Consider the following 26900-nt stretch of genomic DNA (forward strand, 5'->3'; position numbering starts at 1 on the left):
AGTCCGCTGTGAGGACCGATTGGGTTATCCGTTCCTCGTCGCTCAAGATTTCTCGCTTCCACTCTTTTCATGGATTCTACACTTACGAAGCCTAACCTAACGGAATAGCGGCTATCCTGTCGCCGTCTACTACTTGTTATGCATTAAAAGGAAAAACATGAACAAACAAGATTTGGTAAAACACTGGAGATTTAGAGTTCATAGAGTGCAATTGGCACATTATGATGCAACGCGGCTTTATAATAATAGACACTTACGTTTAGGCATCCCCGCTGTTGTGCTAAGTGTCATTGTAGGTACATCTGTATTTGGTTCACTATCTAAGTCTGCTGAATCTAATGAAATAATAGTTATTATAGTTGGTCTTTTTAGTGTAACATCAGCTGTATTAACAGGGTTGCAAACCTTTTTGCAGTACTCAGAATTAGCCGAAAAGCATAGAATTGCCGGCGCAAGATTGGCACACCTCAAGCACGAAATAGAGTTACTTGCAACCTTGCCACCAAATAATGATGAAGAATTAAAGACAAAATTAGAGCAAATAGAAACTCAATGGGCAAAGTTCAGGGAGGATAGTCCAAATATACCTGATAAGTTATGGAAAAAAATAGAACTTAACTTAACTTATGAAATGCACGAAAAGAAATATGGTTCTTTAGCTGAGAACGTATAACACTTCCATCCACCCGACTGAGGGGAAAACGGAGACAGACCACGTTTTCCGCTATTGCGGAAAAGGGGCAGGCTCAATTGGTGGGTCGTTTTTCATAGCCCGCGTAGGGCGAGATAGCGTAGCGTATCCCGCCTTCTGGCTTCGAAGCCAAGATCCTGCGTTATCACGAGACGGTAAAAAATACCGACAACCCGCGTAATATCCGCCTTTTAAGCTGAGCGGCACATGAGATCCCCTATCCCATGCCCCATTAGGTTCGCGCTTTTATCCCAGGCGGTATCTTCTTCTTCACTGTGGCCTTACTGGAACGGCGCCGTCGTTTGCTAACCGAACAGGTTGGTATCCTGCGTCATGCCTTTGCTGAGGTACGCAAGAAGCGACCCTTTACCATTGGATGCTGCCATCGTACTTCCGGACCATCTACATTGCATCTGGACTTTACCGGATGGCGATGGAGACTTCTCCACCCGATGGCATGGTATTAAATGGCGATTTTCCCGCGCTATCCCTGGAGGCGAACGCTTAAGCTCCAGGCGCTTGAGCAAAGGCGAACGGGGAATTTGGCAACGCCGGTTTTGGGAGCACACCATTCGGGATGAAACTGATTTTGCCCGGCAGGTAGATTACATTCACTATAATCCGGTCAAACATGGCCATGTACGGTGCGCAGCCGACTGGCCTTACAGCAGCTTTCGCCGATATGTGGCGGCAGGCATCTATCCGATCGATTGAGCGGCTTCGATGGAAGTGCAAGCAGATGAGCTCGAATGATCACGGAAGGCGGGATACGCTGCGCTATCCCGCCCTACACGGGCTCAATCCTGAAACGTTTTCATGGCACAGTATGGCTCGGCTTATGGGTGACGTTAGCTGATAAGAATCACGGTCATGTGGAGTGAATAGATTGTTTTCAGTAGTTCTCGGCAAATTCAAGGAATGTGTTCGGGAAAAAAAACAGATACATTGTCACCTTGCATGGAGAAGAAGAAATGGATGAGGATGGGCTCTCAGTTTTTGATGTCGAGAGCGCGATCCTAACCGGAACAATAATAGAGAGACAAAAAGATAAAGAAATAGGAGAATGGAAGTATGTGGTTAGGGGGCAAACGCTTGATGGATCAGTAGTAACAATCGTAGCAAAGCTGAGTCAAACAAACAAAATGGTGATTATCACTATTTTATAGAGATGAATAATATGATAAAATTGATGTGCGATATTTGTGGCAAAGAAGGTGTTCGCGTTCGCCGTATCACACGAAGTTATGGAAAGAAAAGCAACCTTCTTGTCATTGAAAACATACCGATCATAAATTGTCCGCATTGTGGAGAAAGTTACCTGACAGCAGAAACCATGCATGAAATAGAGAGAATAAAAATGCATCGGAATAATTTCGCTGTTGAGCGTCCAGTGCCGGTGGCGAAATTCGCGTAGCGTGATAATGGAAAACACGATGAACACTATCCCGAAAACAGACTCTATTCAGAAACTTGCCGAGTTTTGGGATACCCATGATCTCACCGATTTTCTTGGTGAACTTGAGGAGGTAACTGAACCGGTATTTACCGGAAGAGATACGGTAATGGAAATTCATCTCTCATCTGATGAAGCCGAGACGGTTAGAAAATCGCCAAATTCCAAGGTATCGAAGTTACTGATTTAATCCACAAATGGATCCTGGAACAAGCCTGTTCTATCCGGCAAAAACGCAATATCGTATAACGGAAAATCGTATAACGGAAAAGGGAAAGGGGCCAGGCTCAATCTCCAAGCAGGCCACCTAACAAGACAGATGCACGAATACCTCGTTTCGACTGATATTGCAAATCAATGCCATTAAGTTAGCTGCCAGCCGCTGATCGTGGTAGGTCGGGTTAGGCGCGTGCTTCGGTGTTCGGTTGGGCCACAGGATTGGGGCGCGCCGTAACCCGACAGACGATGCTGCGAGCCAACCTGGGATGTCGGGTTACGGCGCGTTCAACCTCGGTTGCCCACACCCGCATCGCAAGGCGCGCCTAACCCAACCTACAAAACTTAACTTAATGGCATTGGGTATGAACGGCCCTGAACGCCCCGGACGAGGTGTGGCTCGGCGGATTCCGAGCCGGGCTTCAGCAGTGATTATTATTCGGTAGCCCTGCTCCAGATAGTTGGGGAGGCTGCGGACCTGCAAGGATTCGGTACAATCACTGCTGTGAGGTGCAGTGCATCAGCGCCCCCCGTTCTTCCCATTCGGAGATCACCATGCCCTGTTTCCGTTCCCGCACCACGACCCAAGGCCGCAACATGGCAGGTGCCCGTGCCCTCTGGCGGGCCACCGGGATGCAGGACGCGGACTTCGAGAAGCCCATCGTCGCCATTGCCAACTCCTTTACCCAATTCGTCCCGGGCCACATTCACCTCCAGGACCTGGGCCAACTGGTGGCGGGGGAGATCGAGCGGGCGGGCGGGGTGGCCAAGGAGTTCAATACCATCGCCGTGGATGATGGCATCGCCATGGGGCATGGCGGCATGCTCTACTCGCTGCCTTCGCGGGACCTGATCGCCGACTCCGTGGAGTATATGGTCAATGCGCACTGCGCGGACGCCTTGGTCTGTATCTCGAACTGCGACAAGATCACGCCCGGAATGCTGATGGCCGCTCTGCGTCTCGATATTCCTACGGTCTTCGTTTCCGGCGGTCCCATGGAGGCGGGCAAGCTGGTCCGCGGCGGCAGGGAGGTCCACCTGGATCTGGTCGACGCCATGGTCGTGGCGGCGGACCCCGATAAGGCCGACGCGGAGGTGGCCGAGTACGAGCGCTCCGCCTGTCCGACCTGCGGCTCCTGTTCCGGGATGTTTACGGCCAACTCGATGAACTGTCTGACCGAGGCGCTGGGCTTGAGCCTTCCGGGCAACGGCTCTCTGTTGGCGACCCATGCCGATCGTCGTGCCCTCTTTCTCGAAGCCGGGAGACTGATCGTTCAGCTCGCGAGGCGCTATTACGACGGAGACGATGCGAGCGTGCTGCCACGCTCCATCGCGTGCTTCGATGCCTTCGAGAATGCCATGAGCCTGGACATCGCCATGGGCGGCTCGACCAACACGGTGCTGCACTTGCTCGCCGCTGCCCATGAAGCGAAGCTGGATTTCACCATGGCCGATATCGACCGTCTGAGCCGCAAGATCCCGAATCTGTGCAAGGTGGCACCGGCGACCCGGCGTTACCACATGGAGGATGTGCACCGGGCCGGAGGCGTGATGGGCATCCTGGCCGAGCTCGACCGCGCAGGGTTGATCCATCGCGACCCGCCGACTGTCTTCAGCAGCTCGCTGGGCGCGGCGCTGGCCGCGTGGGACCCGGTGCAGACCCGGGCGGAACAGGTGCATTCCCGGTATCGCGCGGCCCCCGGCGGTCGGCCGACCCAGGTCGCCTTCAGTCAGGACAACCGCTGGCCCGACTTGGATCTGGACCGCGCCAACGGGTGCATCCGGGATGTGGCGCACGCCTACAGCCGCGACGGCGGGCTGGCCGTCCTGTACGGCAATCTGGCGGAGCAGGGCTGTATCGTGAAGACCGCCGGCGTGGACGCATCGAACCTCACCTTCTCCGGACCGGCCAGGATCTACGAGAGCCAGGAGGCGGCAGTGGCGGCCATCCTCGGCGACCAGGTCAAGGCGGGCGAGGTGGTGGTCATTCGTTACGAGGGTCCCAAAGGGGGGCCCGGAATGCAGGAGATGCTCTATCCTACCAGCTATCTGAAGTCGAAGGGGTTGGGTCAGACCTGTGCCCTCGTCACCGACGGCCGCTTCTCGGGCGGGACCTCCGGGCTGTCCATCGGCCATGTGTCGCCGGAGGCCGCTGCAGGCGGAACCATCGGGCTGGTGCGGGAGGGCGACCGAATCGAGATCGACATCCCGCAGCGCAGGATCGAGCTCCTGGTCTCGGAGGATGAGCTCGCAACGCGCCGCCGGGACATGGAGGCCAAGGATACCGCCGCATGGCGGCCGGAACACCGGGACCGCCCCCTGACCACGGCATTACGGGCCTACGCCGCGCTCGCGACGAGTGCGGCGCGTGGTGCCGTCAGGGATCTCTCGCAACTCAAGTGAACGGCATGGTGCAGGCGGCGTGCCCGTCAGCCCCGTAAGTGCCAACCGCTAATAGGACAAGATTCACGGGGTTTCCAGGATTAACAGGATGTTATAAGTCATTATTCAGGAAAATAATCCTGTTAATCCCGAAAATCCTGTTAATCCTGTACCATTATGCGTGTAAACCTTCAGGCACTGGGCTGTAGACTCAACGAGGCGGAGCTTCAGACCTGGGCCCGGCAGTTCCAACGGCAGGGCCATCCGGTTACCGCCGATCCGGAAGCGGCCGACCTGGTGGTGGTCAACACCTGTGCGGTAACCGCCGAGGCGGTACGCAAATCCCGCAAGCTGCTGCGCCGCGCCCAGCGTGTCAATCCCCGGGCCAAGCTGGTGGTCAGCGGCTGCTTCGCCTCACTGGATGGAGACGCATTGGCCCGTGAGCAGGGCATCGACCTGCTGGTGCTCAACCAGGACAAGGATCGTCTGGTGGAGATTACCGCACGGGCGTTCGACCTGGATTCCATGACCCACGACGCCGTGGAGCAAGCGACCAACCCCTTGTTCGTCCGTGGCCGCCAACGGGCCTTCGTCAAGGTACAGGACGGCTGCCGCCACCGCTGCACCTTCTGTATCGTAACCCGCGCCCGGGGTGAGGAACGCAGTCGTCCGATTGCCGAGGTGGTGGAGGAGATCAACCGGCTGGGCACGGAAGGGGTCAAGGAGGTCGTACTCACCGGCGTCCATCTCGGAGGTTACGGAAGCGACGGCCGGGGCGACCTATCGGCCTTGATCCGTGCGGTCCTTGCCGACACCCATGTGCCCCGGGTCCGCCTAGGATCCCTGGAACCCTGGGACCTGCCCGCAGGATTCTGGGGGTTGTTCGCGGACCGGCGTCTGATGCCTCATCTGCATTTACCCTTGCAGAGCGGATCGGATGCGGTGCTGCGTCGCATGGCCCGACGCTGTAGGACCCTGGACTTTGCGCGCCTGACCGAGACAGCCCGGAGCCAGGTGGCGGACTTCAATCTGACCACCGATATCATCGTCGGCTTTCCCAGCGAGACCCAAGCCGAGTGGCAACAGACCCTGTCCTTCGTGGCGTCACTGGGCTGCGGCCACCTTCACGTCTTTCCCTACTCACCGCGCGCAGGCACCAAGGCCGCAACCCTACCGGGACAGGTCCATGACCGGATGAAGCAGGACCGTAGCCGCCAAATACGCGCGCTGGGACGCCGGATGAAACGTGAAACCCTGGCCCGTTTTGTGGGCCGGCGTCTGCCGATTCTGGTGGAAGGCCCCTATGGCGACTCGCCGCAAGGCGAATGGTTCGGTTATACGCCGAATTATCTTCCGGTCAGAGTAGGTGCCGGTGAAACGGAAGACCCGACCAACCGAATCCTGGACCTGAGGCTGGAGGCAGTACACGAAGACGGAGCGCACTTGATTGGAAACCTGTCAGGCCAGGTAGAGAACGCATATTAGGTGGTAGTGGTTAAATTTTAAGTTGTGTATTGGGCACGCCGCCATCCCTGGCAGCTTTGCCCAACCTACGAGCTGCGCCCCCTACGGGCTGCGCCCCCTCTCCCGCCGAGGGTGTCACAAAAACGGTGGCGTCAGCTGCCAGTTTGTGAAATTTAAACCACAGAGGACACAGAGAACGCAGAGAATCGGCCGATTCCTTGTCTTCGTGTTCTCTGCGTTCTCTGTGGTTCGAAATGACTTTTGCGACACCCTCCCGCCGGGAGAGGGCTAGGGAGACCGGACCCATGGCTACCCGAGCAGGTACCTCCCAAGGAGGTGTCGTCGTCAAGTTGGGGGGAAGCCTCATTACCCGAGATACCGGGACCGGTCCCTGGCTTGAGGCGGGGTTGGTCATTGACCTTGCGCGTGAACTCTCCGCCCTGAAGCGGCCGCTGGTCCTGGTTCACGGAACGGGGGCCTTTGGAAAACCACCGGCGGAGCGATATGCCTTCCTCCAGGGGTACCTTGATGCCGAGCGTCGCGCTGTGGTTGCGGAAGTGGCAGCCCACCTCGGCAGGTACGAATCCCGCCTTATAGAACACCTATTGGACGGGGGCCTCTGTCCATTTCGCATCTCGACGGCTATGCTGATGCGTGGGACATCCGTGGGATGCCGTCTTGCCAACTCGGAACCGATCCAAGATCTGCTCCGGCATGGTGTTACCCTGGTCGTTGGGGGTGGCTTTGTCACCACGCCAACCGGATTTGGGGTTTGTTCCAGTGACGATGTGGCTTCGGACCTCGCGCAGGCCATCCACGCTGACTGGCTAATCTTCGCCACGCGTGCAAGTGGTGTATACCAGGCATTCGGTACCGATGATCGCATTTATGCCGAGGTCGACGGTGATTCCCTCCTTGATTCGAAGTTCCAGGACGGTGCCGAGCGAGATGTCACCGGAGGTATGCCGGCTAAGGTGCGTGCCGGTCTGCGAGCCTCGAAGCGAGGTATAGCGACCTTCATCATTGATGGCAGGGTCCCTGGAAATATCGAGGCAACGCTCTGTGGTCGTCCCCTGTCGGGGACCCGGATTCGGCCTCGATAATGTTCGCTGGCAGCCCTTGGATCAATTACATGCTTGGGGAAAATACAGGCGCCTTTCCTTAAGGGGAGAACAAGTATGTCGGCCGATGTCCAAGCCGCACTGAAACGTCACTTCGGCTTCGAGACCTTTCGCCCTGGGCAGGAAGCCGTGGTCGCACACCTCATGGCCGGCCATTCCGCCGCAGCCGTGTTTCCCACCGGCGGCGGTAAATCCCTGTGCTATCAGCTCCCGGCCTTGCTGTTGCCCGGCCTGACCCTGGTCGTCTCGCCGCTGATTGCCCTGATGAAGGATCAGATCGATGCCCTCACCCGCCGCGGTATCGCCGCCGCCCGCCTGGACTCCACCCTGGACGCCGCGGCCCACCGGACGGTGATGGAGCAGGTACGCAAAGGTACCTTGCGATTGCTCTATGTGGCGCCGGAGCGGTTCAACAACGAGCGCTTTCGGGAGGCCATCACCCCCGTGCGGATCTCCTTGTTCGCCGTGGACGAAGCCCACTGCATCTCCGAGTGGGGTCATAACTTCCGTCCCGACTACCTGAAGCTCGCGGGATTCGCACGCGCGTGCGGCGCCGAGCGAGTCCTCGCCCTGACCGCCACCGCCACGGAACGGGTGCTCGCCGATATCTGTGACGGCCTGGCGATCGACGCCGAGCGGGCCGTGCGCACCGGTTTCTACCGACCTAATCTCTCCCTGACCATGACCCCCGTGTCCGCCGCGGAGCGTGACGGGAGCTTGCTCACTGCCCTGCGGGCCAACCCGCCGGGTCCCACCATCGTCTATGTCACCCTGCAGCGCACCGCCGAGGAACTGGCGGAACGTCTCGTCGCGGCAGGCTGCGAGGCCCGCGCCTACCACGCGGGGATGCAGGACGTGCTGCGGGCCGAGATTCAGGACTGGTTCATGGCCTCGGACCAGGCCATCGTGGTTGCTACCATCGCCTTCGGCATGGGCATCGACAAGGCGAATATCCGCTATGTCTATCACTACAACCTGCCCAAGAGCCTGGAGAACTATTCCCAGGAGATCGGGCGCGCCGGCCGCGACGGCGAGCCGGCCATCTGCCACCTGCTGGTCTGCCCGGACGACCTGAACGTGCTTGAGAATTTCGTCTACGGCGACACCCCGCACCCGCATGCCGTCAGGGGCCTGATCAGGGATATCTTCGCGCGCGGGAGCGAATTCGAGCTCAGCCTCTACGAGCTTGCGTTCGAGCACGATATCCGGCCGCTGGTGTTGCGTACCCTGCTCACCTATCTGGAGCTTAAGGGATTTCTCGCGGGGGGCACGCCCTTATATGGGCAATACCGCTTCCAGCCCTTGCTGACCTCGCGGGAGATACTGGCGCGCTTCGAGGGGGCGCGCCGCACTTTCCTCGCCGATCTGTTCCGCCAGGCCCGCCCGGCCCGGTCCTGGTTCCATATCGATCCCGGCGCTGCCGCGATGGTGCTGGGGACCGATCGGGAGCGGATCATCCGGGCCCTGGATTGGCTGGGGGAACATCAAATGCTGCGGGTCGAGGCCAGAGGGCTAGGTCACCGCTACCGACGGCTCCAGTCTCCCGCGGACCCCGCCGCGCTGGCGGACGAGCTGCACCAGTACGGCCTGAAACGGGAGGCGGCGGAGCTCGAGCGACTCCGGCAGGTACTAGAGCTGGCAAGCAGGGATGGTTGCCAGACCGCCGCCCTCGCCGCCCACTTCGGCGAGCGCCTGGAACAAGCGTGCGGCCACTGTAGCTGGTGTCGCTCAGGCGGAACTGAGCTCCCGGAACGCGACTCGCCGGGGATACCACCAGGCCTCCGGGATCAGGTGGACCGACTGGTCTCCACCGCCGGCGGCGCGCTCGACGAGCCCGGATCCCTCGCCCGCTTCCTGTGCGGTGTCTCTTCCCCCCGCCTCAGCCGGGTCAAGCTGGGTAAACAGCCATTGGGTAAACATCCGCTTGCGGGGACCTTGACCCGCGTCCCTTTCCGCACCGTCCTGGAGTGGGCGAGTGCTGGTCGGCCGCACAACACTGGAAATGGGCTTGTCAATCGCTGATGACCTGCTCAATGCCGGCAGCGGTCAATACCCGCTCCGACCACGCCAGTAGCATCTGCGGGTCGGCACGTTCGATCTTGCGGTGTACCGCCTCGGGCACGCTCCCGAATTTCAGCTGCAACAACCGCATCAGGATCATAGCCTCACCTTCCTGCTTGCCTTCCAATCTGCCCTGCTCGATGAAGCGTTCGGTAAAACCCTCCATTTCTCGGCGAGCTTCCTGCCTGCCCTGCTCGATGAAGCGTTCGGAAAAACTCATCATGATCTTGGCCTCTTGGGGATACTCTCGTTTGTAGCTGGCCCGCTCATTCTCGTCCAGATCTCCGTAGGTGTCGATGAAGTCAATGTATTTCAGTTGCTTTTTCGGGTCGTCTTCGAGGTTCGCCAACCCGCTCACGGCCTGGGCATAGGCATCCAGCTTACGCCCCGGCGCATAGCGCATGTTCGGCAGATTGAGCCGCGCGACGATATTGTCACTGTCGCGAAAACGCTCGTAGGCGATGGTGTCCAACTCGCAGACGATGAAGTTGAAGCTTAGATAGGTACGCCGCTCGGTGCCGAACACCAGCTCCCGCCGGGGCGCCTGTCCGCGCAGGAAGATCACCACCGGCACCACCCGGTCAGTTTTGCACAGCACGCCGAGATCCAGACAGTAGTGCACTAGGCGGTGTATAGAGAAGCGCCGCGGGTCGCTTTCCTCTTCGAGGACGAACAACAGGGCTTCGCGCCGACCGTCGGGCCATTTGACCATTAGCGGAATATCGAGCTCCCGGAAACGGTCGCCGAGCCGGTCTTTGAGCTGTTCTTGACGTACCGGGATCACCTCGGCGTCGGACACTTGGTCCGTGGCTTCCTCAGTCGCGAAAAAGGCCAGGGCTTGGTGGGGATAATCCAGGATGAGGTTTTTGAAGTTTTGATCGTGATTCATGGGTTAATCTTATCATTTCCTTCCTCTTAGCTTCGGTGGCCCGATAGGCGGTCAAACGCTGTAAGGGGCGTCGCACCAATCCCGCAGCACCGCAACATCCTGCGCCGGCAGATAGTCGTAGTCGTCCATCAGGTCCGCGTGTACCGCCTCGGCCAATTTGTAGGAGACCTGACGCCGGGTCAGCATGTGGAAGTACCAGGCGAAGTGGTATCCGATGCGCCGATCGAACCCATGGATCAGGTTGGCCAGGCCCGCACCGCGGGTGACGCGTGCGTCGGGCAGGTCCGGGACCTCTTCGCTCGGTACCAGAACCGGCTTGGCGCTCAGCCGATCGTCACCCTGGAGGTCTCGATAGTCGCGGAGACCTAAAATCCAATGATCGCAGAAACAGGCGGATGCGGCGGCGCTGCTCCGATCCCAATCGCTCAAGAAGCGATTGATGTTGGCGCTCGCGTCCTCCGACTCGATGAGCTCCGCCACGCGCACCAGGCGGCGAAACAGCAGGCGCGGCGGCGCCACCGGCTCGGGGGCCAGGCGCGGGCAATCCAGGGGATCGATGAAGTCTTCGAGATCGTCCGGCATCCAGTCCGGGGTCCACAGGGGACGCTCGATGACCTCCTGGACCTGCTCGATCTCGATTTGGATGTAATCCCGCGCCCGCTCTCCAGTGACCGCCGTGAGATAGTGGGTACGGCCTTCCAGCCTGGTCACGAAGCCGCCGCTCGCGGCGCATGTGTCCAGCAGCCGCTCCAGGTCGCCGCCGGACTGCGCTTGCGCCCAGGCAGCGAGGTGCTGGGCCACGGGTCGATGGTCCGCGTCCACGACGCCGCCGAGGCGATGCCAGCCGGTGCGGGTCATGGCGTAGCCTAGTCGCAGCTCCGGGACCTGCTCCTGCAGCCGGGCCAGGATGGCCGGCGGCGAGACGGATGCCGGCTCCCCATTGCAGGCATCGGCGATGCGCGCTTGCAGTGACATATCGCCGCTACCGGCACTGGCCGTCGGGGTGCGCGTCGTCATGGCTCGACTCCGAGGACTAGCGAGGTTTTGCCTCAGACCGACGAGGTATGCATTTTTCGTGCTTGGTCCCGAATGCGGGATCACGGCTCGTGCCCTTGGGACTCGAAACGGATGCGTTCCTCGAGGGGCCGTCCCATGAGCTTGGCCAGCCACGGCGGCACCTTCGACGCCAACACCTGGCGCAGGGCGATGATGCGGTCGTGGGCGGGGCCACCTTGCGTGTCCTTGATGGGGTGGACGTTGGCCTTGACCACCTGGGCCGCCGCCGGACCGCCGATGGAGGCGATGTAGAGGAGCTGACAATCCTGGATCAGCCTCACCCGATCGGCAGTCTTGTCCCCGGCCTGCGTGTTGTCGCCATGCGCATCCTCAGGGACGCGCATAGCGATCAGCCGGTCTTCCTGGGCCGATACCTGATAGATCAGGAAACGCCTGGCCTGGCCGAAGTGCCCGTCGAGCAGGTCGCCGGTGTCCGACGCGCAGGCGACGCGGATCGAATCCGGCATGTCCCCTTCCGCGTAAGGCTCCACCGGCGGCAGGTCCGGGTCCGCAAGCGTACCCGGTTCGCCCCTGAGGATGGCCAACGCCTCTTGCAAGGTCTGCTCATCGAGATCCGCGAGCTCATCGCCGAGCGCCGCCTTCAGATCCGGTATCTCGAGCCCTTCGAGTCCGCGGGCCGTTGGCGGAAGTCCGATCGCATCCTCGATGACTTGGATCAAACGCGCCATCCCCAGATGTGGCAGGAGGCGGGCGACCAGGGCGATGCGCCGGGCGACGTCGTCGGAAAGAGTAGCTTGCGTCATTTCTTCATTCGTCTCGTTCCCACGCTCCAGCGTGGGAACGCATGTGTGGTCGCTCCAGCGGCCAAGATCCCTTATCGGGACAAGGTTTCATGACGCTGGAGCGTCAAGATTCCTCCTCCGTCGGGACAAGCTTGCTCCCACGCTGGAACCTGGGAGGTAAGAAGACCTTGGCTTTCGCGTACCCGCTAGCCCACGAGCAGATCCCGCGCTTCTCGACGCTAGAGCGTCGAGACCTGCTCCCACGCTGGAGCGTGGGAGCCAGAAGGTCAACCAAGTGGTTAGCGTAGGGTCCGCTGTGCGGACCCAAGAACCCCTAGTGGGCTGTGCCCACCAATACAGCCTATCCGGTGAGCATCCTAACGGCGGGATGCGCTACGCTTTCCCGCCCTACCCTTTTGCGACACCCTTACTAGGGGAGGGGCTTTTTGGGCCGATGCAAGGATTCGTGTCCATTCGTGTGCATTCGTGGTTCTCGTTCCCGTTTTTGTACGCAGATGCACTACCCGGCGGGCACACCACCCTACGTCACGATCCTTCGCGCCCCAGGGTCCGGGTCACGCCCCGATGATGCAAGCGTCTTCCATACAGACGCTGACACACTGGGGCATATCGGACTCGCCCTCGCACTCGGTGCAGGTCTCGGCATTGACCTTGTAGACGCCCTTGAAGGGGGTGATGGACTTGGTCGGACACAGCGGCTCGCAGTCGCCACAGGCGGTGCAGACATCGCGCACGATCTGTAAGGCCATGATGGGTCTCCTGGTTTGATTGGCAGCCCCGCGGTCCGCACAGCGGACCCTACGCTGACCACCTGATTGGCTGTAGGGTCCGCTGCGCGGACCTTCTAAAGGTCAACACACCCTAATCCCCCCGTTTGAAGCGCAGGGTAGCCGGAAACTCGGGCCGCGGGCGCACCGGGTCGATGTACCACTTGGAGCCGTCCGTGAGCTCCACCGTCCCGCCCCAGGCAGATGCCGTATCCACCTCTACCGCGGCGATGGTCCCTTCCAGGTCCTTCTTGGCGACATAGAAGAGTAGGTCTCCGGCGTCGTTGGTCCTGATCATTACATTGGGCATATGACAAACTCCCATCTGTCTCCGGGCTGCCGGCAGTTGCCGACGCTCATCGAATCAGGTCGTAGTTGTAGTCGGTGACGCCCATCTCCCGGGTCTCTTCATCGAGCCGGTCCAGCACGGCATTGACCAGGGTGGTCAACAGGTACATGGCGCCTTCGTAACCCAGGGTGGTCATCCGGTGCAGGTGGTGACGGTCGAAGATCGGAAACCCGATGCGGATCAGCGGGACCTCGTGTGCCTTGCCTTTGTGCAGGGTGTCACGCTGGATGAACTTGCCGTAGGAGTTGCCGATCATGAAATCCGGCTTGTCGGTGAACATCAGGGAGCGAAAGTGCCATAAGTCCTTGCCGATATGGGTTTGGGTGTTCCAGCCGTAGGGGGACTCGGCACACAGCTGTTCCAGGGCCTTCTTGTAGCGCTTGTTGGCGTGTTGGACCAACACATGGGTCGGCTCGGCCCCCAGCTCCAGCAGGAACTTGGTCATCCCCAGGACGAAATCGGCATCGCCATAGAGCGCGAACTTCTTACCGTGCAGCCAGGCGTGGCTATCGGTCATCATGTCTACCAAGCGACCCCGTTCCTTGGTCAGGGAGGCGGGGATCGGCTTGCCCGTGAGCGCGGAGACCTGCATCAGGAAGGCGTCGGTCCAGGCCAGGCCCATCGGGATCTTGAGATCGGTGGCGGGCTGCCGCCAGGTGCCCTTGACGAACTTCCGGGACTTCACGGACTGCCAGGGCTGGAGAAACAGGGTATCGATGGCATTGGGCGCATCCTTCATCTCGTCTTGGCTGGTACCACCGTCGTACATGCGGTACTTGCCGTCTGCCGGCGTATCCAGCACCTCGCTGGGGTCGCACAGCAGGCTGTAGTCGACGCCCATTTCCCGCAGCATGCGGTGGATGACCCGGTAGTTGCCGAGATAGGTCTCGAAGCCGGGAACCAGGTTGAGCTTGCCGTTGGACCCCACCGCCTTGTCGTCCATGGCGTTGAGCGTGAAGTAACGCTGGAACCCCTCGAACATATTGTCCCAGCCGGTGGTGTGGCTGCCGACGAAGCTCGGGGTGTGGGCGAAGGGGATCGGGAATTCCGGCTCGATATGGCCCTCTTGCTTGGCGTTGTTGATGAAGGCGTTGAGATCATCGCCGATGACCTCGGCCATGCAGGTGGTCGAGACCGCCATCATCTCCGGCTTATAGAGCGCCTTGGCATTCTTCAGACCCTCGAACATGTTCTTCTGGCCGCCGAAGACCGCCGCGTCTTCGGTCATGGAGTCGGACACGCAGGCCACCGGCTCCTTGAAGTGACGGTTGAAGTAGGTACGGAAGTAGGCTACGCAGCCCTGGGAGCCGTGCACATAGGGCAGGGTCTTCTCGAAACCGAGGGCACAGAGCACGGCGCCCAGGGGCTGGCAGGCCTTGGCCGGGTTGATAGTCAGGGCCTGGCGTTGGAAGTTGAGCGCCTGGTATTCCTCGGTCGTGGTCCACTGGAACACCTCCTCCATCCGCTCCGGGTCGTAGCATTCCTCGACGCGGGCCCGCTTTTTGGCGAGGTCCTCCTGATAGTCATCCGTACGAAACAAAGGGTAGCTCGGCTTGATGTCTTCGACTGTCTGGCTCATGCGTGGTCTCCTGCCGCGCCGCTGATCCGCGGACGGACGGCAACATCTCTGGCTCCCACGCTCCAGCGTGGGAGCAAGTTCTGATGCTCCAGCGTCATGAAACCTTGTCCCGACGGAGGAAGGATCTTGGCCGCTGGAGCGGCTATGGTTGCGTTCCCACGCTGGAGCGTGGGAACGAGCCGTCGCTTGCTTTGCCCATCCTACGGGTCTATCTCTTTTTCGATCTCCTCTCCCGTGAGTGTCAAGTTGTGAGTGGTGAGTGGTGAGTGGTGAGTGGTGAGTGGTGAGTATGAGGTTATCTCTCATTCATCATTCATCATTCATCACTCAGCCAAGGCGCTTGCAGCTCCTTCCAGCAGGGATTGTTGATGGTCATATCCATATCGCGGGCGAAGATGGCAAAGCCGTCGTAGCCGTGATAGGGACCGGAGTAATCCCAGGAGTGCATCTGCCGAAAGGGGATGCCCATCTTCTGGAAGATGTACTTCTCTTTGATGCCGGAGCCGATCAGGTCGGGCCTGAGCTTATCGGCGAACACCTCGAATTCGTAGGCGGTGAGGTCGTCGTAGAGCAGGATCGCGTCACCCATCTCCTTGATGGTGCGGTCGTAGTCGTCGTTATGGGCAAACTCATAACCCGTGCCCACCACCTCCATCCCCAGGTCCTCATAGGCGCCGACCACGTGCCGCGGGCGCAGACCGCCGACATAGAGCATCACCTTTTTCCCTTCCAGACGTGGCCGGTACTTTTCAATGACCGCTTCGGATTGGGCCTGGTACTTGGCGATGACCTGCTCGGCGTTGGCCTGGATGGTGTCGTCGAAGCGGGTAGCGATCGCGCGCAGGGACTCGGCGATCTTGGTGGGACCGAAGAAGTTGTACTCGATCCAGGGAATGCCGTACTTCTCCTCCAGGTGCCGGCTGAGGTAGTTCATCGAGCGGTAGCAGTGGATCAGGTTGAGCTTGACCTTCGGGGTCAGCTCGATCTCGGACAGACTGCCGTCGCCGGACCATTGGGCGACGACGCGCAGGCCCATCTCTTCCAGCAGGATGCGCGAGGCCCAGGCATCGCCGCCGATGTTGTAGTCGCCGATGATGGCCACGTCATAGGGTGTGGTCGCGAAGCTGTCGTCGCCGTCACGGTTGCCGATGACCCAATCGCGGATCGAATCGTTGGCGATGTGATGGCCCAGGGACTGGGATACCCCGCGGAAGCCCTCGCAACGCACCGGCACCACCGGCTTGCCGGTCTCCTTGGCCTTTTTCTTAGCTACCGCCTCGATGTCGTCGCCGATCAGGCCGATCGGACACTCGGACTGGACGGTTACCCCCTTGTGGAGCGGGAACAGCTGCTCGATCTCGGTAACGATCTTATCGAGCTTCTTGTCGCCGCCGAACACGATGTCCTTCTCCTGGAAGTCCGAGGTAAAGTTCATGGTGCCGAAGGTGTTCACGCCGGTCATACCGACGTAGTAATTGCGTCGCCCGGCGCGGGAGTACTGGCCACAGCCCACCGGGCCGTGGGAGACATGGATCAGATCCTTGATCGGACCCCAGACCACGCCCTTGGAGCCGGCATAGGCGCAACCGCGAACGGTCATGACGCCGGGCAGGGACTTACGGTTAGAGGTAATGCATTGCTTGGATTGCTCAACGGACCGATCGTTAGTCGTCAGATGCTTGGCGCGATCCTTCCTGGCCCGGTCCGGGTAGACCTCCAGGACCTCCTGAATGAGGGCCTGGATCGGTTCGTGTGTCGATGCTGCCATAGCGAGGCTCTCCTGTTCGGGCGCCGCGGCGGCTCCGCCGTCGGTCGCCCGGTTGTATGAATGGACCTCTCACCTAGTGGGTTTCACGCTCGTTCCCACGTTCCAGCGCCTGCCTGTGCGTCCCTGCACGCAGACAGGTGGGAACGCCGTTTTGTCCGCTCCAGCGGACCGTGCCTTTCTGTGCTGATATGTTTTAGCCTTAGAGACTGTCTAAAAAGGGACCGCAGGCCGTAGGCTGGGTTGCGGCCAGGGACGGCCAAAACCCAGCAATAACCCAAGCTGGGGTTCGTTCCTTACCCCAGCCTACCGATTTAAAATCGATGGCTTAGTTTTTAGACAGCCTCTTAGTGACCTGCGCTACGCTGATCGCTTGGCGGCGCTGGAGCGTCGGGATTTGCTCCCACGCTGGAGCGTGGGAGCCAGCAAGGCTCCCCTGTTCGGGCGCCGCGGCGGCCCCGCCGTCGGTCGCCCGGTTGTATGAATGGACCTGTCTCATGCATCAGGCGGCCGCCGCGGCCGCGGCGGTCTGACCGATAATGGACTCGTCTTCCTCTTCCAGGACCCCAAACTCCATCAGCAGGTCCTCCAACTCATCCATGCTGATGGGCGTGGGGACGACCAGATTCTTGTTATCGACGATCTTTTGGGCCAGCTCCCGATATTCCTCGGCCTGGGAGTGCTTGGGGTCATACTCGATGACCGTCATGCGGCGAATCTCGGCGCGTTGCACCACGTTATCCCGGGGCACGAAGTGGATCATCTGGGTCCCCAGCTTCTTGGCCAGGGCCTGGATCAGCTCGTTCTCACGGTCGGTATTGCGGCTGTTGCAGATCAGGCCACCGAGACGCACGCCGCCGGAGTTCGCGTACTTCACGATCCCCTTGGAGATGTTGTTGGCCGCGTACATCGCCATCATCTCGCCGGAGACCACGATGTAGATCTCCTGGGCCTTGTTCTCGCGGATCGGCATGGCGAAGCCGCCGCACACCACGTCGCCGAGCACGTCATAGAAGACAAAGTTCAAATCTTCGTCATAGGCGCCCTCCTCCTCGAGGAAATTGATGGCCGTGATGACGCCGCGACCAGCGCAACCAACCCCGGGCTCGGGACCGCCGGACTCGACGCACTTGATATTGGAGTAACCCATCCGCAGCACGTCCTCGAGCTCCAGGTCCTCCACGGAACCCGACTCGGCGGCCAGGTGCATGATGGTCTCCTGGGCCTTGGAGTGCAGGATCAGGCGGGTGGAGTCGGCCTTGGGGTCGCAACCGACGATCATGACCTTCTGGCCGATCTCGGCCAGCCCCGCGACCAGGTTTTGGGTCGTCGTCGACTTACCGATGCCGCCCTTGCCGTAGATGGCGCATTGACGCAGTGCCATGGTGGGATCTCCCGATTGACTCGCTGTTCGCAGCGGGTGGAACAAAAGCGCGTTCCCTCTCCTTGTTGCAAGCCCCGTACCAATCGCCGAAACGGCGGTCAATGGCTTGATATAGCGAGCATTTCCTTGAGCAATCGGGCGGCTGGTAGCAGGCAGGTGGTAGCATAGGCGACAAAGCCGGGCCGGATGTCCGGATAAGCACAGACAAATCGAACGGGAACCCTTTTGCGGAGGAACACCCGCATGAAAAAAGCAACCGGCCGCCAGATCATCACCTTCGACTGGGCCATCAAGACCGTTCTGCGGGACAAGGCCAATTTCGATGTCCTGGAGGGTTTTCTGACGGCCCTGTTCAGACGACCGGTGGTCATCCTTGACCTGCTGGAGAGCGAGGGCAACCGGACCGATGAAGCCGATAAGTACAACCACGTGGATCTCCTGGCTAAGACCGAAGACGGCGAGCGGATCATCATCGAGGTGCAATACCTCTCGGAAATGGCCTACCTCAAGCGTCTAGCCTATGGCACGGCCAAGACCATCGTCGAGACCCTGAAGCTGGGCGAGCCCTACGCCAATCTCAAAAAGGTCTACTCCATCAGCCTCCTCCATTTCGACGTCAGCCATGATGGTGACGACTACATCTACCATGGCAAGACCGAATTCACGGGCCTGCATACCCATCATCCCGTGACCCTGAAGAGATCCCTGGTCGGCGATCAGATTCGCATCGGAGAGACCAATGTCTTTCCCGAGTACTATCTGATTCCCCTGAAACGCTTTACGGACGTGGTTCGGGACGACCTGGATCAGTGGGTCTATGCCTTCAAGAACAACGAGGTGCTGGACGAATTCACCGCCCCCGGTATCAGCGCCTTGAAGGACAAGCTCGATTATCTGAAGCTGGATGAACGGGAGCGGCGCAGGTTCGACAAGCATATCGATGCTGTCCGCTCCGAGTGGGGAGTGATCGAGCATGCCAAATGGGAAGCCGAGGAGGCCAGACAGGAAGGGTTTGAGGAAGGGCTTGCGGAAGGGCGTGAGGAAGGACTTGCAAAAGGACGCGAGGAAGAGCGGAAAATCCTCGTCAAGTCGCTGTATAACAATGGAATGACCGTTGAAACTATTGCCGCATCCATGGGACTTTCCGAACCAGCGATACGCCGGTTGCTCAATGACGAATGAAATCACGATAAGAAACAGAAATTCGAGCCCGCGTAGGGCGGATAAGCTTGCGCCATCCGCCGGATGCTAGCCATCTCCGTCGGGTGGCGGCCATCCCTGGCCTAACCCGACCTACGGGCTACCCGGAACGATGGTGAGATGCCAAGTCGTAGGTCTTCACGGACCCGATGCCGTTTTGGGTGCGGACTTACCAGCTTTTACAACACCCTCCGGAGGAGGGCGTCATCTTTTGCGACACCCTGAATGGCTCATTTAGTTCACGGAACCAGGTAAAAGTGAAACCGGAGAAATGCACGTATAGCAAGAACGCCTGGCAAACGAAAAATGTTATGCTCTCTGCATGATTAAATCGTTTAAGAGAGAGGAAACCGAAAAGATTTTCCGTGGACAATTCTCGCGCAGATTGCCGCAGGATATACAGCGGGTAGCCGCACGCAAGCTGGAACAACTCCATGCGGCCACGGTGCTGGAGACCTTACGCGTGCCGCCTGGCAATCGACTGGAGGCATTGACCCACGATCGCCAAGGACAGCATAGCATCCGTGTGAACGATCAGTGGCGCGTGTGCTTTGTATGGCGTGACGGTGACGCCTATGACGTAGAAATTGTGGACTATCATTGAGGGAAAATGATGACGAAGCGTGACTTTTCGCCGATTCATCCTGGGGAAATTCTGCTTGAGGATTTTTTAAAGCCGATGCAGATAAGCCAGTATCATTTGGCCCAAGCGGTTGGGGTGTGGCCACGTCATATTAATGAGATTGTCCATGGGAAACGGGGTATCACCGCGGATACTGCCTTACGACTGGGACGCTTTTTCGGAATGGAGGCCCAATTCTGGATGAATCTCCAAACCCGGTACGATCTTGAGACCACACGCGAAGCCATGGCCGATAGGCTCGACCAAGAAGTCTGTGTACACATGGCCTAACCCGCATATCTCACCGAGGATTGTCGTCCTGGTGGAATTCGCAGCCGCGCTCGCTTTGCTGCGAGCGAAAAACGATGCGGCTTGCTGTGTTCACTATCTCCCACTCTTTGCGCCTTTGCGGTTTAAGAAACGACCTGTATGGCACCGAACCCATTCGTGGGTAACGGGTATCGCCGGAAACAACTTCGGCTCAGGCTTCGGGTCCAAAACAGCCCGGATAGTCGACGCAGACCTCGCAGGAGGGCGCGCGGCAGGTGTAGACCCCCTCCGTCTCGCACAGCTGCTTGTAGAGAAAGCGCTTCCATCTCATGTCTCTGACGTTGCGCGCCGCGAGGGCCGGGAAGTTGCGGCGCATCAAGGCCGTCAAATCCGTTCGGGACCAGAGACCGAGGTCACTCCATAGATGGTCGGAGGCCATGCAACCCGCTGCCACGATATGGGCCATCCAGACCTCGGACGGCGATACACCAGCCTTGTCGATCAACATCAGCCGCACCAGGTCGGCCAGCTCGTCGGGCCGTGGTTCCGGAGCCGCCAGACCCGGGAAGGCGGGAGCAGGCAAGGTTGCTCCGGGAAAGTGATGCCCCACCAGGCAATGGAAGGCGGCGGGTGACAGCCCGAGCCAAGCCGGCAGGGAACCCCTCCCCGTCCACGCGCTGGCGATCATACAGGCCAATGCATGGTCGTTACCGATCCCGGTGGCCCGCGCTATCAGCAGGCCGTAGATCCGCACCGCATGATCGATGGTGACAGGGAGCGCGCCGGACATCTTCAGAACTCTACCAACAGGTCTTCGTCGCGAACGATCATCTGGCACGCCAGGCGCCACTCGCTCGGCAAATCGTCGACGAGCATTTGCTCGATCTCTTCTTTGGTCAGCTTGCCCAGCTCGTGCAGGACGTTCTTCTCCTTCTCCGTCAGGGGACCGCCCATACGATCCTTGCCGTCGATGCTGGTCACGTGCACCAGGCAGCTTCCGCACTCGCCATCCTGACAGTCGAACTGGACGGGCACCCGGTGCTCCTTGGCGAGCTTGAGGATGGTTTCGGTGTGGCTGCCTGCTACTGCATAGACGGTCTTGTCCTTGAATTCGGGATTCGAAAAGGTAACCAGGCCCATAATAGCGCTCCGGGTTGGGTGTTGATGGTCAGGCGGGCTTGACCTGGCAATCGCCGAGGATCTGCGCCTGGCAGGCCAGCCGGTCGTGGCGACCGGCCAGGTTCTCGCGCAGGATCTTCTCCTCTAGCACCGAAGGCGCGGTGAGGTTGTTCCAACCCGCGGTGACATGCATCATGCAAGTTCCGCAGTCACCCTCGCGGCAACCGTAGATGATGCCGGCCCCCACCTGCTCGGAAATCTCGATGACGCGCGTACCCGCGGGGACATTGACGGTTTGCTCGATATCGTCGAATGTAATTTTCGCTTTCGGCATAGCGTCGGACTCCTAAGAGGCTGTCTAAAAACTAACCCATTGATGTTGCTTGATATGGCGTGACCAATCCGATCGAAATAAAGCCCTTGATCCCCCCTCTCCCCAGCCCCCTCCCCCCAGGGGGCGAGGGAGCCAACCGGGCAAGTTCTTAGACAGTCTCTAAGGCCCTGTTGACGGTTATCCGGGCTCGGGCGATTGCTGGCACGCCGCGCGGTCGGCCTCGATGGTCGCATGGACCCGCCGCCGCACCGCCATGGCCTGGTCGTAATCGACCTCCCGGTGTTCGATCTTGTCCAGGGTGAACTCCCGGCACCGATCCTCGCCGAGCAGACCCACGGCATCGGCGCGGCACTGACGGCAATGACGCATGATGTTCATGTCGCCGGCGCAGGCGTCCCGCAGCACCCGCAGCTCCTCACGGGTCGGGCCGCGCTGTCCCGTGACCCCGAAAAAGGTGCCGTGCTTGGCGTCGGCGATGAGCGGCATCAGGTTATGCAGGAAGGCCCCTTTGGCCTTGACGTACTGCGCGACCGCTCTCAGGTGTACGTCGTTCACGCCGGGGATCACCACCGAGTTGATCTTGACCAGGACCCCCCGCTCGACCAGCATCTTCAGACCCTTCCGCTGCTGCTCGATGAGGATCGCCGCGGCCTCGGCTCCCTCGATCCGGTGCTGGTTCCAGAAGATCCAGGGATAGATCTTGACCCCCACTGCCGGATCGATACAGTTGATGGTGATGGTCACATGGCTGACCCGGTGCGCGCAGAGCACATCGACCAGCTCGGGCAACGCCAGCCCGTTGGTAGACAGGCACAGTTTGAGGTCCGGCGCCTGTTCCGAGAGCTTGCGGAAGGTTGCAAAGGTGCGTTCGGGATTGGCAAGCGGATCGCCGGGACCGGCGATGCCGACCACTGCCAGCTGGGGGATAGCGGCGGCCACGGCCAGGACCTTCTTCACCGCCTGATCCGGGCTCAAGAGCTCGGACACCACGCCCGGGCGCGACTCGTTGGCACAGTCATACTTGCGATTGCAGTAGTGGCACTGAATGTTGCACGCAGGCGCCACGGCCACATGCATCCGGGCATAGTGATGGTGCGCCGCTTCCGAATAGCACGGGTGGTCCCGTATCTGCGCCCGGACCTCTGCGGGCAGCCGGGAGAGTGGGTCCCCACCGCCGTGGCCGCTCGCGGCGCAGCCGATGCGCCCCGTCGATACCGCCGGCGTGCCTTGCCCCAGGATTTTCAGCTCCATCGGCTGGTCTCCGGAAAAGTCGCGGGCGCCGTCGCTCGCGTGATTCGAGATCGCTTCGGATACTTTCCAAGCAAATGCCATGCCTAATCCGAAACGCGCGCATTCCGGATTGATTTTCAAGGCATTGAGCCGCGCGTAGGGCCTCACTTGTCGGGTTTGCAACAAGCGGCGGGTGGCTCCGGTGTCGGAAGACGGACAGGACACCTGGTGCCTGATGCCGGAGACGCTCGCCTAGGGGGCGTTCTTAATTAACAAATTATCTAAGGATAACAACCCGTTACGAGCTCGCGTAGGGCGGATAAGCTTGCGCCATCCGCCGTATGCCAGCCACCTCCGTCGGGTGGCAGCCATCCCTAGCCTGACCCGACCTATGGGCCTGATTTTCGTGATGAGTTGGCTCAATTGAGAACGCCCCCTAGTACCCCATTTCGCATGATTTTGCTGTAGGGAACGCCCTCCGTGGCGTTCCGAGCAGCTTGCGGAACGGCACGGAGGCCGTTCCCTACACACGCAATATCGATTGCAATAAGGTACTAGTTGACAATCCTTATGAAATTACTTCAAACTCAGTCATGTAGATACTTGAGGAGATACACTTATGAACGCAGAGATCAAGCGATGGGGCAATAGCGCAGCTATTCGGCTCCCCGCGCAATTGATTCGGGCTTTGGGACTATCCGTAGATAGCCTGGTAGATATGCACTTGAAAGATAATTGTATTGTCATCGAACCCATCCAAACACCGGAGTACGGGCTCGAGTCTTTGCTCGAAGCATCGACCGCTGACCAGTTTGCGCTCGAGGACGATGATCGAGAATGGCTCGACGCACCCCCGATAGGCCGTGAGGACCCTTTGTAAATGCCTAGTTACGTGCCGGACCGAGGAGAAATCCTATTCACGGATTTCGATCCGGCGCGCGGGCATGAGCAGGCAATGAAGCGCCCCGCCCTGGTCCTTACGCCACGGACCTTTAACAAGAAGGTTGGACTTGCGCTCGTAGCGCCGATTACGAGCCGTGTCCGGGGTCACGCCTTTGAGGTTCCGCTCCAAGGTAGTAGGACCACCGGAGTTGTCCTTTGTCACCAGATCAAGATGATCGACTACCGCGCCCGCGGGGTACGGAAGATCGATGTCGCCGCGAATACCGTGTTACAAGATGTAATGGCGAAAGTAAGGTCTCTTGTCTCCTGACTCGATAATCGCCACTGCGATGAAAGTGAGAAGGCTCTTTATGGATTCCGGACTGCCAACGATCATAGAAGGGTTCCACTGGACGTTTTGGAGTGCGGCGGCAACTTCACCCCGCTGCTTACCGGAACCGACAGCGCGAGGCATAAGCCGGGGATCGGCCAAGTGGCACCATCCTGCCGCCGCTTTGGATGTGGCGAGGTATCCGTTCCCGGCCAAGGTGTTGTGGCCAGAGGAAAGCGCCGTCGCCGCGGCGCGGGTGGAACCGAAGGGCCCGGATTCCCGGCCAACGCCGCTGGTATCCCCCGTGGCTGAGGTTCGATGCGGTCGCGCCGCTTTGCCGGCGCACTCCAAAGCAGTCCGGAATCCATAACGAGGCGCTCCACCGGACCATTGCTCCGCTGTCGTTCCAGCCGCCAGAAGTTGTGAGTGTTGGCGATGCGGTGCAAGCAGAGGAGGTAGTAGCCTGCGGGAAAGGTCATTTGGGCATTGTGTAGTTCAGCCGGCGCGTCTATTCAAGTTCCGTGCAGTCTTCAACGAAGGTGGCCCCGGTCACGCATGGCGTCGGCTGAACCGGGCTTCATAGTTGGTAACGAATTAGGGGAAATCTTATGGGATACGTTCATGCGGAAATTGAGTTGAAAAACCCACGGCTTCCACAATTAAAGTCTTTGGTAACAAAGGCAATGGTCGATACAGGGGCGCTGATGCTTTGTATACCTGAGCATGTGGCTCTCCAATTGGAGCTGGAAGAAAATAGAAAACGTGAAGTGACAACTGCTGATGGGAGTCGTCACAAGGTATCTTATGTTGGCCCCATAGAGGTTATTTTTGAAAATCGTAATTGTTTCGTAGGTGCATTAGTTATGGGAGATGAGGTACTGTTGGGTGCTGTTCCAATGGAGGATATGGATTTGATTATATCTCCAAGCCATGGAAAACTAGTGGTTAATCCAGAAAGCCCGAATTTTCCTCATGCACTTGTTAAATGACTTGCCTATCCGCGAAAGACATAATCGCCGATATCAAGTCGCAGCGAAAAAGTGCCTAAGAGGCTGTCTAAAAACTAACCTATTGATTTTCTACTGGCATTGATTTTCGGCTGGCTCCCCACGCTCCAGCGTGGGAGCAGATCCCGACGCTCCAGCGTCGATTAAGCGCCTCGGTAGGCTAACCGCCAACGCCGATCAGCACAGAAGAGCCGCGTCCGCTGGAGCGGACAAGCTGCCGTTCCCACGCTGGAGCGTGGGAACGAGCGTGAAATTTGCAGATTTTATTCCCTAAAATCAGTATCTTAATTTTTAGACAGCCTCTAAGGAGTAGGTATGCAAAATATCGAAGTTAACAAGGCGCTCAACGCTTGGCCACCGATGGCCGGAATGATTTACGTGCCGCTTCTTAGAACTGCCGCACTTTGATATTCAAGGTCCGGATGCGATAGGCGATCTGCCGCGGGGTCATGCCGAGTAGCCGGGCGGCCTTGGCTTGGACCCAGCCGGCCGCTTCCAAGGCGACGATGACCCGTTCGCGCTCGTCGAGGTTCGAGTCGTCCGGATCGACCGTCGGGGCGGGGGCGGCGGGCGGCGCCTGGTCATGATCCGCCACGCCTGTGTCGAGTCCGGCCAGACTGATCACCTCCCGGTCGATCACGCCCTGTTCGCTCATAACCGCAGAGCGTTCCAGACAGTTCTCCAGCTCCCGCACATTGCCCGGCCAGTCGTGGCGGATCAGGACCCGCAGGGCGCTGTCGGTGATTCTGAGCCCCCGACCTTGCGCCTTACCGATCTTGGCGATCAGAAAGCGCGCCAGCTCCGGCACGTCTTCGCTGCGCTCCCGCAAGGCGGGCATATAGATGGGCATGACATTGAGCCGGTAGTACAGATCCTCCCGGAACTCTCCGGCCTTGACCCCGGACTCCAGGTCCCGATTGGTGGCGGCGATGATGCGAACATCGACCTTCAGGGTGCGGGTACCGCCGACCCGCTCGAATTCGCCTTCCTGGAGCACGCGCAGCAGCTTGACCTGAAAGACCCGGCTGATCTCACCGATCTCGTCGAGGAACAGGGTGCCGCCGGCGGCCTGTTCGAAGCGCCCCTTGCGTTGGGTACTCGCGCCGGTGAAGGCCCCCTTTTCGTGTCCGAACAGCTCGGACTCCAACAGATTGTCCGGTAAGGCGGCGCAGTTGAGCTTGACGAAGGCGTTGCGCGCCCGCGGGGAGTTGTAGTGGATGGCGTTGGCGATCAGCTCCTTGCCGGTACCCGAGTCGCCGCGGATGAGAACCGTGGTATTCCATTTGGCCACCTGCCGCACCTGGTCGAAGACCAGCTGCATGCCTTGGGAGTGGCCGATAATACCGGCGAACCCATGCTCCCCCCGCACCTGCCGCCGTAGTGTGTCACGCTCATCCTGCAATACCCGGCGCTCCGCATCGACCATGTGAGACAGACGCACCGCCTGACCGATCAGGTTGGCAACCATCTCCAAAAACCGGGCATGTTGCGGCAGCAGATCATCCACCGCGGGCGGCTGCGCTGCGAAGACGCCCACGGCTCCCTCCGTACCGATGCGGATCGGTACCCCGATGAAGGGCAGCTGCGGATCGTAGACGCCGAGCTTGTTGAGGAAACGAGGCTCGTCGGCGACCCGGGAGACGATCCAGGGCCGATTGCGTTCGAGAATACTTCCAATCACTCCCTCGCCTGACTGGTAGCGGACCGCCGCGAAGGGGGCGGCATCTCCCGCGTGGAGGGCACTGACCATCAGCTCGCCGGTATCCTGGTCCACCAGGCTGACCATGCCCTTACGCATGCGCCCCCGTCGATGTAGGACCTCCAGCACCGCCCGCAGCGTTTGACTCAGATCGAGTGAACGGCTCAGCACCGAGCTCACCTCGAACAAGGTGGCGAGCTGGGCCTCGAACAGCTCCTGGCGATGCCCGACCTCGCCGCCGCGCCTGTCATTTTTTGCCGTCATA

At 59.6% G+C, this 26900-nt stretch carries 27 protein-coding genes and 2 pseudogenes; 16 read left to right on the plus strand and 13 right to left on the minus strand.

The genetic code is table 11. From position 1 onward, the window contains the following. Window positions 1-157 precede the first annotated feature (157 nt). The 9 genes and pseudogenes from E1958_RS08235 to E1958_RS08275 all read left to right on the plus strand — a co-directional run bounded on the left by E1958_RS08235 (window position 158) and on the right by E1958_RS08275 (window position 9349). Window positions 158-673, plus strand: coding sequence for an SLATT domain-containing protein (locus E1958_RS08235; protein ID WP_133511467.1), 516 nt, complete (start codon window positions 158-160; stop codon window positions 671-673). Window positions 674-939: 266 nt separating this feature from the next. Next, window positions 940-1405 (plus strand): annotated as a pseudogene (locus E1958_RS21230) (REP-associated tyrosine transposase). A 239-nt stretch (window positions 1406-1644) separates the two neighbouring features. Continuing rightward, complete coding sequence (locus tag E1958_RS08245) at window positions 1645-1857, plus strand: DUF4258 domain-containing protein (RefSeq protein WP_208108579.1); 213 nt, start codon at window positions 1645-1647, stop codon at window positions 1855-1857. Between the two features lie 11 nt (window positions 1858-1868). Continuing rightward, window positions 1869-2105, plus strand: coding sequence for a type II toxin-antitoxin system MqsA family antitoxin (locus tag E1958_RS08250; RefSeq protein WP_208108580.1), 237 nt, complete (start codon window positions 1869-1871; stop codon window positions 2103-2105). A gap of 19 nt (window positions 2106-2124) precedes the next feature. Beyond that, window positions 2125-2334, plus strand: a complete 210-nt coding sequence (locus E1958_RS08255) for a hypothetical protein (RefSeq protein WP_207787609.1) — start codon at window positions 2125-2127, stop codon at window positions 2332-2334. 581 nt (window positions 2335-2915) lie between these two features. Continuing rightward, complete coding sequence (gene ilvD / locus E1958_RS08260) at window positions 2916-4763, plus strand: dihydroxy-acid dehydratase (RefSeq protein ID WP_133511468.1); 1848 nt, start codon at window positions 2916-2918, stop codon at window positions 4761-4763. A gap of 156 nt (window positions 4764-4919) precedes the next feature. Further along, entirely contained in the window at window positions 4920-6227 is a 1308-nt protein-coding gene (gene mtaB, locus E1958_RS08265; protein WP_133511469.1) for a tRNA (N(6)-L-threonylcarbamoyladenosine(37)-C(2))-methylthiotransferase MtaB, read from the plus strand. A 284-nt stretch (window positions 6228-6511) separates the two neighbouring features. Continuing rightward, window positions 6512-7309 carry an amino acid kinase family protein gene (locus E1958_RS08270; protein ID WP_165741619.1) on the plus strand — a complete coding sequence of 266 codons (798 nt, stop codon included), beginning with the start codon at window positions 6512-6514 and terminating at the stop codon, window positions 7307-7309. Window positions 7310-7384: 75 nt separating this feature from the next. Next, on the plus strand, window positions 7385-9349 hold the full coding sequence (locus tag E1958_RS08275) for a RecQ family ATP-dependent DNA helicase (RefSeq protein ID WP_133511471.1): 1965 nt from the start codon (window positions 7385-7387) through the stop codon (window positions 9347-9349). On the opposite strand, the gene E1958_RS08280 is transcribed toward E1958_RS08275, so the two are convergent. The 6 genes from E1958_RS08280 to nifK all read right to left on the minus strand — a co-directional run bounded on the left by E1958_RS08280 (window position 9339) and on the right by nifK (window position 14792). Beyond that, window positions 9339-10277 carry an RpnC/YadD family protein gene (locus E1958_RS08280; protein ID WP_133511472.1) on the minus strand — a complete coding sequence of 313 codons (939 nt, stop codon included), beginning with the start codon at window positions 10275-10277 and terminating at the stop codon, window positions 9339-9341. The two genes, E1958_RS08275 and E1958_RS08280, sit on opposite strands and share 11 nt — an antisense overlap. 51 nt (window positions 10278-10328) lie before the next feature. Continuing rightward, window positions 10329-11294, minus strand: coding sequence for a hypothetical protein (locus tag E1958_RS08285; RefSeq protein WP_243448321.1), 966 nt, complete (start codon window positions 11292-11294; stop codon window positions 10329-10331). Between the two features lie 80 nt (window positions 11295-11374). After that, window positions 11375-12097 carry a NifB/NifX family molybdenum-iron cluster-binding protein gene (locus tag E1958_RS08290; protein ID WP_133511473.1) on the minus strand — a complete coding sequence of 241 codons (723 nt, stop codon included), beginning with the start codon at window positions 12095-12097 and terminating at the stop codon, window positions 11375-11377. Between the two features lie 554 nt (window positions 12098-12651). Further along, window positions 12652-12846 carry a 4Fe-4S binding protein gene (locus tag E1958_RS08295; RefSeq protein ID WP_133511474.1) on the minus strand — a complete coding sequence of 65 codons (195 nt, stop codon included), beginning with the start codon at window positions 12844-12846 and terminating at the stop codon, window positions 12652-12654. A gap of 112 nt (window positions 12847-12958) precedes the next feature. Beyond that, window positions 12959-13174, minus strand: a complete 216-nt coding sequence (gene nifT, locus E1958_RS08300; protein WP_133511475.1) for a putative nitrogen fixation protein NifT — start codon at window positions 13172-13174, stop codon at window positions 12959-12961. A gap of 46 nt (window positions 13175-13220) precedes the next feature. Continuing rightward, window positions 13221-14792 (minus strand): nitrogenase molybdenum-iron protein subunit beta, encoded by a 1572-nt coding sequence (gene nifK, locus E1958_RS08305; RefSeq protein ID WP_133511476.1) that lies wholly within the window; start codon window positions 14790-14792, stop codon window positions 13221-13223. A gap of 83 nt (window positions 14793-14875) precedes the next feature. Between nifK and E1958_RS08310 the strand changes: the two genes are divergently transcribed. Then, window positions 14876-15058 carry a hypothetical protein gene (locus tag E1958_RS08310; RefSeq protein ID WP_133511477.1) on the plus strand — a complete coding sequence of 61 codons (183 nt, stop codon included), beginning with the start codon at window positions 14876-14878 and terminating at the stop codon, window positions 15056-15058. 50 nt (window positions 15059-15108) lie between these two features. Here E1958_RS08310 and nifD read toward each other — a convergent pair whose 3' ends face one another. Further along, a complete protein-coding gene (gene nifD / locus E1958_RS08315) occupies window positions 15109-16560 on the minus strand; it encodes a nitrogenase molybdenum-iron protein alpha chain (RefSeq protein WP_133511478.1) in 1452 nt (483 codons plus the stop codon). A gap of 499 nt (window positions 16561-17059) precedes the next feature. After that, window positions 17060-17941: a nitrogenase iron protein gene (nifH, locus tag E1958_RS08320; RefSeq protein ID WP_089729585.1), complete on the minus strand. Its 882-nt coding sequence runs from the start codon at window positions 17939-17941 to the stop codon at window positions 17060-17062. A gap of 243 nt (window positions 17942-18184) precedes the next feature. On the opposite strand from nifH, the gene E1958_RS08325 reads away from it, so the two are divergent. From E1958_RS08325 to E1958_RS08335, 3 genes are all read left to right on the plus strand, one after another. Beyond that, window positions 18185-19123: an Rpn family recombination-promoting nuclease/putative transposase gene (locus tag E1958_RS08325; RefSeq protein WP_133511479.1), complete on the plus strand. Its 939-nt coding sequence runs from the start codon at window positions 18185-18187 to the stop codon at window positions 19121-19123. Window positions 19124-19463: 340 nt separating this feature from the next. Next, the gene (locus tag E1958_RS08330; protein WP_133511480.1) at window positions 19464-19745 is read left to right on the plus strand and encodes a type II toxin-antitoxin system RelE/ParE family toxin; all 282 of its coding nucleotides are present in this window, start codon (window positions 19464-19466) and stop codon (window positions 19743-19745) included. A 9-nt stretch (window positions 19746-19754) separates the two neighbouring features. Continuing rightward, window positions 19755-20054 carry a HigA family addiction module antitoxin gene (locus tag E1958_RS08335; RefSeq protein WP_089729600.1) on the plus strand — a complete coding sequence of 100 codons (300 nt, stop codon included), beginning with the start codon at window positions 19755-19757 and terminating at the stop codon, window positions 20052-20054. A gap of 190 nt (window positions 20055-20244) precedes the next feature. On the opposite strand, the gene E1958_RS08340 is transcribed toward E1958_RS08335, so the two are convergent. From E1958_RS08340 to nifB, 4 genes and pseudogenes are all read right to left on the minus strand, one after another. Next, complete coding sequence (locus E1958_RS08340; RefSeq protein ID WP_133511481.1) at window positions 20245-20823, minus strand: nitrogen fixation protein NifQ; 579 nt, start codon at window positions 20821-20823, stop codon at window positions 20245-20247. A 2-nt stretch (window positions 20824-20825) separates the two neighbouring features. Continuing rightward, window positions 20826-21173: a 2Fe-2S iron-sulfur cluster-binding protein gene (locus tag E1958_RS08345; protein WP_133511482.1), complete on the minus strand. Its 348-nt coding sequence runs from the start codon at window positions 21171-21173 to the stop codon at window positions 20826-20828. 28 nt (window positions 21174-21201) lie between these two features. After that, window positions 21202-21486 carry a 2Fe-2S iron-sulfur cluster-binding protein gene (locus tag E1958_RS08350; protein ID WP_133511483.1) on the minus strand — a complete coding sequence of 95 codons (285 nt, stop codon included), beginning with the start codon at window positions 21484-21486 and terminating at the stop codon, window positions 21202-21204. Between the two features lie 204 nt (window positions 21487-21690). After that, window positions 21691-22737 (minus strand): annotated as a pseudogene (gene nifB, locus E1958_RS08355) (nitrogenase cofactor biosynthesis protein NifB); the annotation flags it as partial. Window positions 22738-23335: 598 nt separating this feature from the next. On the opposite strand from nifB, the gene E1958_RS08360 reads away from it, so the two are divergent. From E1958_RS08360 to E1958_RS08370, 3 genes are all read left to right on the plus strand, one after another. Then, on the plus strand, window positions 23336-23596 hold the full coding sequence (locus tag E1958_RS08360) for an AbrB/MazE/SpoVT family DNA-binding domain-containing protein (protein ID WP_089729595.1): 261 nt from the start codon (window positions 23336-23338) through the stop codon (window positions 23594-23596). Next, entirely contained in the window at window positions 23597-23929 is a 333-nt protein-coding gene (locus E1958_RS08365) for a type II toxin-antitoxin system PemK/MazF family toxin (RefSeq protein ID WP_089729597.1), read from the plus strand. Window positions 23930-24537: 608 nt separating this feature from the next. After that, window positions 24538-24918, plus strand: a complete 381-nt coding sequence (locus tag E1958_RS08370) for a clan AA aspartic protease (protein ID WP_133511484.1) — start codon at window positions 24538-24540, stop codon at window positions 24916-24918. Window positions 24919-25324: 406 nt separating this feature from the next. Here the strand turns inward: E1958_RS08370 and nifA are convergent, their stop codons facing one another. Next, on the minus strand, window positions 25325-26899 hold the full coding sequence (gene nifA / locus E1958_RS08375; RefSeq protein WP_133511485.1) for a nif-specific transcriptional activator NifA: 1575 nt from the start codon (window positions 26897-26899) through the stop codon (window positions 25325-25327). Window position 26900: the final 1 nt, after the last annotated feature.

The sequence above is a fragment of the Candidatus Thiosymbion oneisti genome (assembly GCF_004359955.1).
Lineage (GTDB): Bacteria > Pseudomonadota > Gammaproteobacteria > Chromatiales > Chromatiaceae > Thiosymbion > Thiosymbion oneisti.